Consider the following 12,385-nt stretch of genomic DNA (forward strand, 5'->3'; position numbering starts at 1 on the left):
ACCGTGGACGCGGACGAGCGGTGGCGAATCCTTCGACTGCATGTCGATGACGCGATTCCGCTTGCCGAGCTCGTCCGCACAACGGGTGTGCCGCGTCGGACCCTGACGCGGTGGCTCGCCCGCTACCGAACAGGCGGCTACGACGCGCTCTCCGACAGTGTTCGCCTGGATCGTGGGGTCAGGCGCACATCGCCGGATCTCGTGGCTCTGGTTGAGGCACTGGCCCTGACCCGGCCACGACCTTCGATCGCCACCATCCACCGGCGCCTGGTCGAGCGCTGCGCTGGCCGCGACGCCGATGCACCGTCGTACTCGACCGTGCAGAACATCGTGCGCGCTCTCGACCCAGGGATGGTGACCCTGGCGCTCGACGGGCCTGCATCGTACCGGGATAAACACGAGCTGCTCCTCCGGCGTCGAGCGGACCAGCCGAACGCGGTCTGGCAGGCCGATCACACGATGCTCGACATCCTGATTGTCGGCCCGGACGGGAGGCCGGCTCGTCCTTGGCTGACCGTCATCCTCGACGACTACTCCCGAGCGGTGTGCGGGTATCTGGTGTTCCTCGGTGCGCCATCGGCGGCGAACACCGCGCTCGCTCTCCGGCAGGCGATCTGGCACAAGGTCCAACCCGATTGGCCCATCTGCGGCATCCCCAACGTGCTCTACGTCGACCACGGGTCCGACTTCACCAGCCACCGACTCAGTGCAACCGCCGGATCACTGCACCTTCGGATCGTGCACTCCGCAGTCGGTCGACCGCAAGGCCGCGGAAAGATTGAGCGGTTCTTTGGCACCGTCAACACGGAACTGCTCACCGGCCTGCCCGGCCACCTGACGACGAAGACGCCCGCTCCGTCACCAGTCCTCGACCTCGCTGGCCTCGAGGCGGCTGTCGTGGCGTTCATCGGCCGCTACAACACTCGCATTCACCGGGAAACGAAACAGTCCCCGGTGGACGCATGGATCGCTGGCGGCTGGCTGGCCCGCATGCCCGACTCCCTCGAACAGCTCGACGGATTTCTCCTGACCGTGCCGGCGTCCCGGATCGTGCAACGCGACGGCATCCGCTTCCAGGGCCTTCGCTACACGTCACCAACACTGGCACCGTTCGTCGGGGCGACAGTGACGATCCGCTACGACCCACGAGACATCACCGAGATCCGCGTGTTCCACCGCAACATCTACCTCTGCACCGCAGTCAACCCGGAACACCAGAGCGAAACCGTCTCCCTCAAACAGATCCAGGCCGCGAGAAACGCGCACCGCCGAGCGCTCCGCGGACAGATCCAAGAACGCATCGCTGTCGTCGAACATCCGCCAGCGCAGGAGCCACCGTCCGAGCCCGTATCTCAGCAGCGCCGACGGAGGCTCCGTACCTACGAGGAGGACCAGTGATGCCCAACCAGTTCGTCGTCACCAAGGAACACCGTCGATTCACGGAGTTCGCCGACGCCGTTCGCAAGCAACAGACCATCGGAATCTGTTTCGGCGCCGCCGGCGTCGGCAAGACGCTCTCGGCCCGCCGCTACGCACACTGGGACCTCATCGGACCCTTCATCAAGCAATGGGGTCCTCGATCCGAAAGCGACCTCAAGGTCTACGCCGCTGCCCACCGAGCGCGCACCGTCTTCTACACGCCGCAGGTCGCTGCTTCCCTGCGGTCCCTTCGCGACCAGCTCGACTACGACCTACGCCACACGAACATCCTCGTCGAGGAACACCTCCGACTCATCGGTCACACCGTCAGCTACCGCCACGGTCAACCACCGTCCCAGCTCGAGCTCGTCATCGTCGACGAAGCGGAACGGCTTACCGCCACCGCGATCGAGTGGCTCCGCGATCAGTACGACCGCACAGGCACAGCGCTGATCTTGATCGGGATGCCCGGCATCGAGAAGCAATTCGCGCACTACCCGCAGCTCTACAGCCGTCTCGGCTTCGCACACCAGTACCGCCCACTCGGCCACGACGAGCTGCTGTTCGTCCTCGAACGCCAGTGGCGAAAGCTCGGCCACACCCTCGACCCTGACGACTTCACCGACGCCCAAGCCGTCGCCGCCATCGAACGGATCACCCGCGGTAACTTCCGCCTCCTTGAACGACTCCTCCCGCAGATCCAACGCGTGCTCCGCATCAACGAACTCGACGTCATCACCAACGACGTCATCGAAGCCGCCCGCAGCACTCTTGTCATTGGCGTCAGCTAACAAGCCAAAGAACGATGCCCGAACCGGGCCATGAGGCGCTGCCGCTCACACGATCAGCCGCGAGAAGAAGGGCGGGGGCCTCACCATCCCCCGCCCTTTCATCGAGGGGCGGGGAGAGGCCTGCATCTCGCCGCAAGCGATCGCCGCCGCTGGGCCTTCGCGGGTAGAGCGTTTCGGGCACAAAAAAACCGACCCGAAGGCCGGCTGTTGGCGCGCACTATGAACGCAGGACGATTCTGACACATCTGGCGGGCATGCAGCAAGTACGTCGCACCCGCCAGATGTGCCGCCCCCTGGAGCTTGAGGGGGCCTCTGCACTCCGGCGGCCGCGAGGGCCAGTCACTTGGATCAGTGGTGGCCGTGAACGACGGCGTGCCCGAGGCCGCGGCTGATCATCCACCGGTTCACCGGGGTGGTCACGATGAACGCGATCACCAGGGAGAACGCGAGGGAGCCCCAGAACAGCCAGTCGTTCAGCTGCGCGTCCATGGCGCCGGGAACCGCGACGATGACGGTGTTGTCGATGATCTCCATCACGGCGATTGACACGGTGTCTGCGGCAAGGGCGACCTTGAACGCGGCGGAGAAGCTCAGCCCGGACCGGACGACGCCGCGCATGGTGAGGGCGTAGCCGAAGATGAACGCCAGCACGATCGACAGGATGATCGTGCCGGTGTTGTGCAGGCCGGTCGCGGTGCCGATGACCATGCCGAGGACTTCACCGATCGCGCAGCCGGTGAGGCAGTGCAGGGTCGCTTGTGCGGCCATCGTCCACGTCGTCGTCGCGTGACCGCCGCCATGGTTCTGGTGGTTGTCGTGGTCGGTCATGCTGTGGTGTTCGTGGGTGTCCATGTCGCTCCTATCGGGTGTGGAAGGTGCGGAGGCGGAGGCTGTTGCTGACGACGAAGACCGAGGACAGCGCCATTGCGGCGCCGGCGATCATCGGGTTCAGCAGGCCGGCCATCGCGAGCGGGATCGCGGCGACGTTGTAGGCGAAGGCCCAGAACAGGTTCACCTTGATCGTGCCGAGGGTGCGGCGGGCGAGCGCGATCGCGTCCGCCGCGGCGCTCAGGTCCGCTCGGATGAGGGTGATGTCGGCGGCTTCCATGGCCGCGTCGGTGCCGCTACCCATCGCGATCCCGAGATCCGCGGCGGCGAGAGCGGCGGCGTCGTTGACGCCGTCGCCGATCATCGCCACGGACCGGCCCTGCTGCTGCAGCCGGATGACGGTCCGGTACTTGTCTTCGGGGCGTACCTCGGCTTCGACGTCGTCGATGCCGACCTCGGCGGCGACCGTCCGGGCGACGTCTTTAGCGTCGCCGGTGAGCATGATCGTGCGCAGCCCCATGTCGTGGAGGCGTCGGATCGCGTCCGGGCTGGTCGGCGCGATGGTGTCCGCGACGCTGATGACGCCGCGGGCTGCGCCGTCCCATGCGACAACGACCGCGGTCGCGCCGCCCCGCTCTGCGGTCCGGACCGCGTCCGTGACCGCTTCGGGGATGGTGATGGCCCACTGGTCGGTCAACCACGCGGGTCGGCCGACGAGCACGAGGGTGCCGTCGACGACGGCTTGGACGCCGAGCCCGGCGGTGGACTGGAACGATTCCGCGGTGGGGTGGTCGGTGGCGGCTGCGGTGATGGCGCGGGCGATCGGGTGTTCGGATCCTGCTTCCGCGGCGGCGGCGAGGGCGAGCACCCGGGTGTCGGTTTCCCCACCGACGGCGGTCACCTGGTGGACGCTCATCTTGCCGGTGGTGACGGTGCCGGTCTTGTCGAGCACGACGGTGTCGATCCGGCGGGTGGCCTCGAGGACCTGGGGTCCGCGGATGAGGATCCCGAGCTGGGAGCCACGTCCGGTGCCGACGAGCAGCGCGGTGGGAGTTGCCAGCCCCAGGGCGCAGGGGCAGGCGATCACCAGGGTCGCAACGGCGGCGGTGAACGCGGCTTGCACGTCGCCGGTGAGCAGCAGCCACCCGATGAGGGTCAGCACCGCCAGGCCCATGACGATTGGGACGAACACGGCGGAGACCCGGTCGGCGAGGCGCTGCACCTCGGCCTTGCCGGTCTGCGCGGACACGACGAGCCGGCCGATGCGGGCAAGCTCCGTGTCGTGGCCGACGCGGGTGGCTTCGACGATGAGTCGGCCGCCGACGTTCACGGTCGCACCGGTGACGGTGTCGCCGGGGCCGGCCTCGACGGGGACCGCTTCACCGGTCATCACGCTGGTGTCGATCGCGCTCGTGCCATCGGTGATGGTTCCGTCGGTGGCGATGCGTTCACCGGGACGGACCACGAACCGGTCCCCGACCTGTAGTGCTGCGGTCGGCACCTCGGTTTCGACACCGTCTCGGAGCACCCGCGCAGTCGGTGCACCCAAGGCGAGGAGCGCCTGCAGGGCGGCGCCGGAGCGGTCCTTCGCGCGGGCCTCGAAGTACCGGCCGGCGAGGAGGAACACCGTCACCGCGGCGGCGACTTCGAAGTACGGCTCCGGAGCCGCGCCCGGGTGCGGGAACCAGGAGAACGCCATCTGCATCCCGATGTGCCCGGCGCCGCCGAACACCAGCGCCCAGACGGACCACACGGTCGCGGCGGCGACGCCGACGCTGACGAGGGTGTCCATCGTCGCGGCCCCATGCCGGGCGTTGATCGCGGCAGCACGATGGAACGGCCACGCACCCCACACAGCGACCGGCAGCGCCAGCACCAGAACGGCCCACTGCCATCCCGGGAACTGCAGGACCGGGACCATCGACAGCGCCACCACCGGGACGGCGAGCACCGTGGACACGATCAGGCGCCGACGCAGCGGCGCGAGCTCGTCGGTGTCCGCGCCGGCCGGTTCGGGCAGGTGCGCGCCGTACCCGGCCGCTTCAATGGTCCGGATCGCGTCGTCGACAGCGAGGTCCGCGGGGAGCGTGACGGAGGCGCTTTCGGTGGCGTAGTTCACGCTCGCGGTCACGCCGGGCAGCTTGTTCAGCTTCCGCTCGATCCGGTTCGCGCACGACGCGCAGGTCATCCCCTCGATGGTCAGCTCAACCGGCGGGGTGCTGGTCGTGGTCATGATGCGACCAACGTGTAGCCGGCCTCCTCCACAGCGGCGGAGACTTCCTCCTGCGGCAGGTTGCGGGTGCTGGTCACCCGAGCGGTGGAGACACCGCCGACGTTGAGGTCGATCGTCACGTCCGTGACGTCCGGCACGGCGGCGAGTTCCTCGTTGACACTCATCACGCAGTGCCCGCACGTCATGCCCGTGATGGCGTACGTGTTCGTCAGCTGCTCGCTCATCGTGGTGATCCCTTCGTCGTTCACGTTCATCAGGTACCCTAGGGGGGTACCGTAGCGAGTGTAACGCCGGTCGGGCGGATGTGTTCCCAATCCGCCGAACCGGCATCCGGAAAGAGGACGTGATGGCGAGCAGAACTGATCGGCGCGAAGAGGCGCGGCGGAAAGCCGCTGACCGCAGAGCGGAACAGCAGCGCAGTCGCACCCGCCGGTGGTGGCTGCTGGGCGCCGCCGTGGTCGTCGTCCTCGCCGCGGTCACCACGATCACGGTCGCCGCGCTGAACCGTGGCAACGACACGGCGCCAACAGCGTCCGGAGCGACGGCGGCACCGCCGTGGCCGGCCCCCGCGGATGCGGCGGCGCGGGCGAAGGCTGCCGGGCTCGAGGTGGCGGGGATGGAAGGTGCGGCGCTGCACACCCATCAGCATCTGTCCGTGTCCGTGGACGGGGAGCCGGTGGCGGTGCCGGCGAACATCGGCGTCGACGTGCAGCGGGGCGGCATGTCTGCACTCCACACCCACGACACCTCCGGCATCGTGCACGTCGAGTCCGCGAAGGTGCAGCCGTTCACCCTCGGACAGCTCTTTACCGAGTGGGACGTGACCTTGCGAGACGGGCAGGTCGGCGGGTACGTCGACGGGAAGAACGACCGGCACGTCGCCGTGTTCGTCAACGGCACCCGCACCACCACGCCGCTGCCGGATCTGGAACTGCAGGACCAGCAGGACATCGCCATCGTCATCACCCGTGGGTCCGGTACGCCGATCGCGCCGACCCCGTTCGATTGGTCGACGGCGGCATGAGCGCCGCTACCGTAATCGGTGAACCCCGAGGAGCGTCCATGACCGACACCACCGCGCCCGCAGCAGAGCACCACCACGGGTACATCACCGCGAAGGAGGACTACCTCAAACGGTTGCGCCGCATCGAGGGGCAAGCCCGCGGCCTGCAGCGGATGGTCGATGAGGAGCAGTACTGCATCGACATCCTCACCCAGGTGTCCGCGATGACGAAGGCGCTGCAATCCGTCGCGCTCGGCCTGCTGGATGACCACCTCGCGCACTGCGTCACCGACGCCGTCGCCGAAGGCGGCGACGAGGCGGCGGTGAAGCTGAAGGAAGCCTCCGACGCGATCGCCCGCCTCGTGCGCGCCTAACCAGCTCTCCGCCCGCCAGACGGGGCGGTTGTCCTCTCAGCGCTCGTCCTGCACCATAGAACCCGCACCCCGACCAGTCATCAGTACGGATCCGCATGCTCACCACCGCGAACACCACGCGCCGCCGCCTGCTGCTGCAGGCCACGGCGGTGCTGGCGTTGCTGCTGCTGGTCGGGTTCACGGTCCTGATGCACAGCATGCTCGGCCACGCGACCACCGGCGAGCACGCCATGACCGCCATGACGGCCGAGCACACCCACAGCGACGCAGCCGAGCACGCTGCCGCGCCGGCTGGCGCGGTGGTGAGCGTGCTCAGTGATGCTGGCTGCGATGGCGGCCTGTGCGCGCTGATGTGCTCCCTGATGGGGATGGCCTGCGCGCTGACGATCGCCCTCTTCGCGTGGGCGCTTCTGCGCACCCGGAACGGCGGGGTCCTCTACGTCCTCGCACGCCTCCTCGCCCTCGGGGACCGTGTCGCACGCCGCGTCGCGGCACCCAAGCCGCCATCACTGACGGCGCTGCAGATCATCCGTATCTGATCCATCCCCGGCGGGAGCGCTCCCTTCGGAAGCTCTCGCATGCCCAGAACACGGGCAGGTATTCGCCTGCCCGGAACACCTGACGCATCACGGGAACGGATCCATGAACACCACCATCACGCGCACCCTCGCGGCCACCGCCGCCCTCACCATCGGCCTCACCCTCGCCGGATGCTCCACCAACAACGCCGGCTCCTCGGACAACTCCTCCTCGTCGTCCTCGTCGTCCTCGTCGACGCACAATGACCAGGACGTGACGTTCACGCAGGGGATGCTGCCGCACCACAAGCAGGCCATCGAGATGAGCGACATGCTCCTCGCCAAGGGCTCCGACGTGGACCCCGACGTCGTCACGCTCGCGAAGCAAATCAAGGCCGAGCAGGCACCGGAGATCAAGACGATGACCGGCTGGTTGAAGGCCTGGGGCGAGCCCACGGAGATGTCGAGCATGTCCGGGATGGATCACTCCTCCATGTCGGGCGGGATGATGTCCGACGCCGATATGAACGCCCTCGACAGTGCCTCCCCGGCGGACGCCGGGAAGCTGTTCCTGCAGCAGATGGTCGAGCACCACACCAGCGCTGTCGACATGGCGAAGACCGAAGTCGATAAGGGCAAGAACACCGACGCGGTCGCGATGGCGAAGTCGATCGTGTCGAGCCAGACCGAGCAGATCAGCCAGATGAAGGACATGCTCGCGTCGATGTGACCCCGGCCGTGGGTCGCGGCGGTGTCCCCCCTCCCTGCCGCGATCCGCGACCGGCTTTCCCCCTCTCCCGCTCGAGCACCCCGCCGAGCGGCCCTGTTTCTTCTGACGTGCTCATCCCCGTCCGCCGTCTTTCTTGGAGCCTGCCTGTGCCCCAGCAGCACCCCCACACCCCCACTGCAACGCCGCTGACGCGCCGCGAAGCCCTCGCCGCAGAACGCGCCACACCCCCCGCTCCGCGGACGCCCCGCATCCGCCGGACCCCCGCTGTCGTGAGTCGGCCGCCGCTGCCCGCCGTGACGGTGGCCGCGCCGGCTCCGACGCGGACGTTCCGATCCCGGGCGCTGGCGGCGATTCCGCTGACCGGTGCTGCTGCGGCGATGGCGCTGTTCACCGCCGCGGCGCTTCCCGCGCAGGCATCTACCGGCCCCGCCGTCACCGTGCCCGGCGGCACCCCGTCCGCTACCGGGCAGAGCTTCACCGCGACCGGGCTGACCGTGACCGTTGACCGGGACGGCTACACCGTCACCAAGCCCGCCGTGAAGCCCGTGATCACCAAGACGACCACCAGCACCACGAACAGCGCCACAGCAGCGGCAGGTAGCACGGCTGCAGTCGCGCCCACCGGGACGATCGTGAACACCGGCGCCGGCGATATCCGCTGGCCCGTCGCCGGCAGCATCCGGGTCAGCTCCCCGTTCGGCCCCCGCCTCGCCCCGTGCGCGGCGTGCTCGTCGATCCACCAGGGCGCCGACATCACCCCCGGCGCCGGCACCCCCATCGGCGCCGTCGCCGCCGGCACCGTCCGAATCTCGGGCACCCACCCGGAGTACGGCCAGTACGTCATCATCGACCATCAGATCGACGGTCAGACCATCTCCACCCTCTACGCGCACATGATCTTCGGCTCGTCACCGCTGCATGCCGGGCAGAGCGTCGCCGTCGGGCAGCTCGTCGGCCTCGTCGGCAACACCGGCGCCAGCACCGGCGCCCACCTGCACCTGCAGGTCATGCTCGGCAGCAGCACCCCAATCGACCCCATTGCCTGGCTTACAACGAATGCCGGGCGCACCTTGTGAGCGGCGCCCACTCAGCCCGCTCCGCGGCAACCATCCGATCGCGCGCCGACGATCGCCTCCGGGCCGGCGGCAGCGTTGTGGAGAGCCGGCCGGCTGCACGTCGCCGATCATCGGTCGATACCGATATGATCGGCGTATGACGATCACTTGCCGGATGATGGTTCCCGTGTCTCGGCCGCCGCTTGTTGAGTCGAACCGATGATCGGCACGATTGCGGCGGCGGTGGGTCTCTTTGCTGCCACCAACATCGATGACGTCGTGGTCCTGACGGTTCTGTTCCTTGCATCGACGCGTGGAACGTTGCCGGGGTGGAAGGTCGTCGTCGGTCAGTACGCCGGCTTCATCGCCCTCGTCGCGATCAGTGTCCTCACTGCTGCGGGGCTCACCATCGTTCCGGACAAGTGGGTGGGACTGCTGGGGCTCATCCCCCTGGGTATTGGTCTGGTGGGGTTGGTCCGTGCTCTGCGACGACGCGGTGATGACGACGACGATGACGACGACTCGGCAGTGCGCGCCGGCGGGGTCCTCGGAGTCGCCGGGATCACCATCGCCAACGGCGCCGACAACATCTCCCTCTACACGCCGGTGTTCCGGACGACCCCGATCCCGGACACCGTGGTCACGATTGCGGTGTTCCTCGTGCTCGTCGCGGTGTGGTGCCTCGTGGCTCGCTTCGTGGGGACGAACAAGACCGTCACGGAAGCCCTCGAGAAGATCGAGCACTGGCTCGTGCCCGCCGTGTTCACGGGCCTGGGCCTCTACATCCTGATCGAGTCCGGCGTGATCGTGCGCCTCATCGACGTGCTCTCGTGAGAGCAAGCATCCGAGTGGTCGTGGTGCTGCTGATCGCCGCGGCCGCGCTCACCATCGACCAGCTCACCAAAGCGTGGGCACTGTCCGGCCTCGGCCCGTCGCGCACAATTGAGCTGGCTCCGGGTGCGACCCTCCAGCTCGTGTTCAACCCAGGCGTCGCTTTCAGCCTCGGCAGCGAGATGGGGCCGCCGCTCGCACTCGGCATCATCGCCCTGACGTTGTGCCTGGCAACGTGGGCAGTCGTGCGCGCCGTGCGCGGCGCCGACATGCTCGCCACTGGGCTGATGAGCGTCGCCGTCGGCGGCGCCGCAGGCAACCTCTGGGACCGCATCACCCGCGCCGAGTCCGGGCCACTCACCGGCGAAGTCGTCGACTTCATCAACATCGACTGGTTCGCCATCTTCAACGTCGCCGACATCTTCGCCACCCTGGGGATCGCCGGATTCGCGATCCGCTTCCTGATGCCGGGCAGGCACAAGGACGAGCCCGCGCCCACGGAGCGATCAGCGTGAACGGGAACCCCTTCGCGGAAGCGATCCTCAGCGGACAGCTCCTGATCGCCGTGCCGGTCGCACTCCTGGCCGGGCTGGTGTCCTTCCTCTCACCATGCGTCCTCCCACTCGTCCCCGGGTACCTCGGCTTCATCGGCGGTGTCGCAGAGCAACGCCGCCGCAGCACGCTCACCCTGGGCGTGCTCCTGTTCATCCTCGGCTTCACCGTCATCTTCGTCGCCTACGCCGCCGCATTCGGCGCCGCCGGCTTCTGGCTGATCCGCTGGCGCGACCTGCTCACGCAGATCCTCGGCGGCTTCGTCATCATCATGGGACTCGTGTTCATCGGCCGCTTCGGGATCCTGCAGCGCACCCTCAAACCACGATGGAAACCGGCCACCGGCATCGCCGGCGCACCCCTGCTCGGGATCGTGTTCGGGCTCGGCTGGACCCCCTGCCTTGGCCCGACCCTCACCGCGATCAACCTGCTGAGCCTGCAAGCCGCGAGCACCTGGAACGGCGTCCTGCTCGGCATCGCCTACTGCCTCGGACTCGGCATCCCCTTCCTCCTCCTCGCCCTTGGAACCACCTGGGCCACCACCGCGATCAGCCGCGTTAAACGGCACCTACGGACCGTGAACCTGATCGGTGGTGGCACGCTGATCCTCATCGGTGTCCTCATGGTCACCGGACTGTGGTCATCGCTGATGTACACGGTCGGCGCACACATCGGCCAGTACGTCACGCTCCTCTAACACCCAGGTGCAGCCCGCTGCAACGCATGGTCGACGGCGGCATCCCCATGGTCACGATCGAGCAAGCACCGCCCCAGAACCAATGGCCGACCTTGAACGCACGAACCGCGCTACGCCGATATCATCGGCATATGCCGATCGTAGAAGCGCGGGGCGATCTTGCCGCGGTATCGCTGTTCCACTCTCTCGCAGACCCGACCCGGCTGCGCATCCTGCGCCGACTCCGCCACGGGGAAGCTCGCGTGAGCGACCTCGTCGCGGAGCTCGGTCTTGCCCAATCGACCCTCTCCGAGCACGTCGCGTGCCTTCGCGACTGCGCACTCGTGGAGGGGCGGGCGCAGGGCCGGCAAGTGTTCTACAGCCTCGCCCGTCCGGAGTTGATGGACCTCCTCGAGTCCGCGGAGACACTGCTGCAGGCCACCGGCTACCAAGTCGATCTCTGCGGCACCTATGGCTCGGACGCGAGGGCTGGCGAATGAGCACGCTCACCGAAACCGAAACGGAGCAGCTCACCCGACGAGGGCTCCGCCTCGCGCAGTTCACCGTCGCATACAACGTCCTCGAAGGAATCGTCGCCATCACGGCTGGGATCGCCGCGGGACTCGTTTCCGTCATCGGGTTCGGTATCGACTCCGGAATCGAATCGATCGTCGCCGTGCTGGTGGGCATCCGCCTCGCCGCCAGGCTCCGCCACGGCGAAGCGGACGAGGGTAAGGAGCGACGCACGTTGAAGTTCGTCGCCGTGACGTTCTTCCTCCTCGCCGCCTACGTCGTGATCGATGGCATCCGCAGCCTGATCACCCACGAAACACCGGAGACCTCCCCGGTCAGCATCGTGCTGCTGGTCCTCTCGATCATCGTCATGCCGGTCCTCGCCGCACTCAAGACCCGAGTCGGCAAGAAGCTCGACGACCCGCTCATCCTCGCCGACGCGGCAGAAACTCGAATCTGTGTCCTCCTCAGCGTCGCGACCCTCATCGGACTCCTCCTCTACACCCTCACCGGCGCAGCCTGGCTCGACCCCGTCGCAGGATTCGTCATCGCCCTCTTCGCCATCCACGAAGGACGCGAAGCGTGGGAAGGCGAACTCGTGGAAGACGACGATGACGACTGAAACGACCGCTTCATAGCGACACCGAACACCGCTCAAAAGCTGACACAAAGCGAAGCTGCTCACACTCTGTGCCTCGCGGGGCGAAGAGCGGACCAACGGGATGCAGAACACCACCGCAACGCGCACAGCTGCAGATGAGCAAACTGGGGCTGCCTCGCGTTGCGATCAGAGCCGCGAGAAGAAGGGCGGGGGCCTCACCAACCCCCGCCCTTTCAGCTGCTGGACGCAACAGCTAACCCG

15 protein-coding genes are annotated in these 12,385 nt (G+C 67.7%); 12 read left to right on the forward strand and 3 right to left on the reverse strand.

Features of this window, described 5'->3' with window-relative positions; translation table 11 throughout:
* The first annotated feature begins 3 nt into the window (after positions 1-3).
* Both EDF31_RS02760 and EDF31_RS02765 read left to right on the forward strand, forming a co-directional pair.
* Positions 4-1,398 carry a Mu transposase C-terminal domain-containing protein gene (locus tag EDF31_RS02760; RefSeq protein ID WP_131845088.1) on the forward strand — a complete coding sequence of 465 codons (1,395 nt, stop codon included), beginning with the start codon at positions 4-6 and terminating at the stop codon, positions 1,396-1,398.
* Positions 1,398-2,210 (forward strand): AAA family ATPase, encoded by an 813-nt coding sequence (locus tag EDF31_RS02765; RefSeq protein ID WP_123293741.1) that lies wholly within the window; start codon positions 1,398-1,400, stop codon positions 2,208-2,210. Before EDF31_RS02760 ends, EDF31_RS02765 begins: the two co-directional genes overlap by 1 nt.
* A 348-nt stretch (positions 2,211-2,558) precedes the next feature.
* Here the strand turns inward: EDF31_RS02765 and EDF31_RS02770 are convergent, their stop codons facing one another.
* Genes EDF31_RS02770 through EDF31_RS02780 form a run of 3 tightly spaced genes read right to left on the reverse strand, consistent with a single transcriptional unit; the run spans position 2,559 to position 5,525 of the window.
* A complete protein-coding gene (locus EDF31_RS02770) occupies positions 2,559-3,062 on the reverse strand; it encodes a DUF4396 domain-containing protein (protein ID WP_185094187.1) in 504 nt (167 codons plus the stop codon).
* A gap of 7 nt (positions 3,063-3,069) precedes the next feature.
* Positions 3,070-5,271: a heavy metal translocating P-type ATPase gene (locus EDF31_RS02775; protein ID WP_123937985.1), complete on the reverse strand. Its 2,202-nt coding sequence runs from the start codon at positions 5,269-5,271 to the stop codon at positions 3,070-3,072.
* Positions 5,268-5,525, reverse strand: a complete 258-nt coding sequence (locus EDF31_RS02780; RefSeq protein ID WP_243648838.1) for a heavy metal-associated domain-containing protein — start codon at positions 5,523-5,525, stop codon at positions 5,268-5,270. The genes EDF31_RS02775 and EDF31_RS02780 overlap by 4 nt, the downstream gene beginning before the upstream one ends.
* A 92-nt stretch (positions 5,526-5,617) precedes the next feature.
* Between EDF31_RS02780 and EDF31_RS02785 the strand changes: the two genes are divergently transcribed.
* From EDF31_RS02785 to EDF31_RS02830, 10 genes are all read left to right on the forward strand, one after another.
* Positions 5,618-6,295: a hypothetical protein gene (locus tag EDF31_RS02785; RefSeq protein WP_123937983.1), complete on the forward strand. Its 678-nt coding sequence runs from the start codon at positions 5,618-5,620 to the stop codon at positions 6,293-6,295.
* 38 nt (positions 6,296-6,333) lie between these two features.
* Positions 6,334-6,648 (forward strand): metal-sensitive transcriptional regulator, encoded by a 315-nt coding sequence (locus EDF31_RS02790; protein ID WP_079238218.1) that lies wholly within the window; start codon positions 6,334-6,336, stop codon positions 6,646-6,648.
* A gap of 95 nt (positions 6,649-6,743) precedes the next feature.
* Positions 6,744-7,187: a hypothetical protein gene (locus tag EDF31_RS02795; protein WP_096897504.1), complete on the forward strand. Its 444-nt coding sequence runs from the start codon at positions 6,744-6,746 to the stop codon at positions 7,185-7,187.
* 103 nt (positions 7,188-7,290) lie between these two features.
* Entirely contained in the window at positions 7,291-7,896 is a 606-nt protein-coding gene (locus tag EDF31_RS02800) for a DUF305 domain-containing protein (RefSeq protein WP_079238220.1), read from the forward strand.
* 269 nt (positions 7,897-8,165) lie between these two features.
* Entirely contained in the window at positions 8,166-8,972 is an 807-nt protein-coding gene (locus EDF31_RS02805) for a M23 family metallopeptidase (RefSeq protein ID WP_123937981.1), read from the forward strand.
* 198 nt (positions 8,973-9,170) lie between these two features.
* Positions 9,171-9,785, forward strand: coding sequence for a cadmium resistance transporter (locus EDF31_RS02810; RefSeq protein WP_079238222.1), 615 nt, complete (start codon positions 9,171-9,173; stop codon positions 9,783-9,785).
* Positions 9,786-9,808: 23 nt separating this feature from the next.
* The gene (locus EDF31_RS02815) at positions 9,809-10,297 is read left to right on the forward strand and encodes a signal peptidase II (protein WP_165903540.1); all 489 of its coding nucleotides are present in this window, start codon (positions 9,809-9,811) and stop codon (positions 10,295-10,297) included.
* Positions 10,294-11,031, forward strand: coding sequence for a cytochrome c biogenesis CcdA family protein (locus EDF31_RS02820; protein WP_099051938.1), 738 nt, complete (start codon positions 10,294-10,296; stop codon positions 11,029-11,031). Before EDF31_RS02815 ends, EDF31_RS02820 begins: the two co-directional genes overlap by 4 nt.
* A gap of 131 nt (positions 11,032-11,162) precedes the next feature.
* On the forward strand, positions 11,163-11,510 hold the full coding sequence (locus tag EDF31_RS02825; protein ID WP_079238223.1) for a metalloregulator ArsR/SmtB family transcription factor: 348 nt from the start codon (positions 11,163-11,165) through the stop codon (positions 11,508-11,510).
* Complete coding sequence (locus EDF31_RS02830; RefSeq protein WP_079238224.1) at positions 11,507-12,145, forward strand: cation transporter; 639 nt, start codon at positions 11,507-11,509, stop codon at positions 12,143-12,145. Before EDF31_RS02825 ends, EDF31_RS02830 begins: the two co-directional genes overlap by 4 nt.
* The last annotated feature ends 240 nt before the right edge of the window (positions 12,146-12,385 follow it).

The sequence above is a fragment of the Curtobacterium sp. PhB142 genome, assembly GCF_004341255.1.
Classification (GTDB): domain Bacteria; phylum Actinomycetota; class Actinomycetes; order Actinomycetales; family Microbacteriaceae; genus Curtobacterium.

Excerpts from the sequence above, each read along its gene's own strand:
- EDF31_RS02765 (WP_123293741.1), top strand. The coding sequence starts at position 1,398 with ATGCCCAACCAGTTCGTCGTCACCAAGGAACACCGTCGATTCACGGAG.
- EDF31_RS02770 (WP_185094187.1), bottom strand. The coding sequence starts at position 3,062 with ATGGACACCCACGAACACCACAGCATGACCGACCACGACAACCACCAG.
- EDF31_RS02775 (WP_123937985.1), bottom strand. The coding sequence starts at position 5,271 with ATGACCACGACCAGCACCCCGCCGGTTGAGCTGACCATCGAGGGGATG.
- EDF31_RS02780 (WP_243648838.1), bottom strand. The coding sequence starts at position 5,525 with ATGAACGTGAACGACGAAGGGATCACCACGATGAGCGAGCAGCTGACG.
- EDF31_RS02785 (WP_123937983.1), top strand. The coding sequence starts at position 5,618 with ATGGCGAGCAGAACTGATCGGCGCGAAGAGGCGCGGCGGAAAGCCGCT.
- EDF31_RS02790 (WP_079238218.1), top strand. The coding sequence starts at position 6,334 with ATGACCGACACCACCGCGCCCGCAGCAGAGCACCACCACGGGTACATC.
- EDF31_RS02795 (WP_096897504.1), top strand. The coding sequence starts at position 6,744 with ATGCTCACCACCGCGAACACCACGCGCCGCCGCCTGCTGCTGCAGGCC.
- EDF31_RS02800 (WP_079238220.1), top strand. The coding sequence starts at position 7,291 with ATGAACACCACCATCACGCGCACCCTCGCGGCCACCGCCGCCCTCACC.
- EDF31_RS02810 (WP_079238222.1), top strand. The coding sequence starts at position 9,171 with ATGATCGGCACGATTGCGGCGGCGGTGGGTCTCTTTGCTGCCACCAAC.
- EDF31_RS02825 (WP_079238223.1), top strand. The coding sequence starts at position 11,163 with ATGCCGATCGTAGAAGCGCGGGGCGATCTTGCCGCGGTATCGCTGTTC.
- EDF31_RS02830 (WP_079238224.1), top strand. The coding sequence starts at position 11,507 with ATGAGCACGCTCACCGAAACCGAAACGGAGCAGCTCACCCGACGAGGG.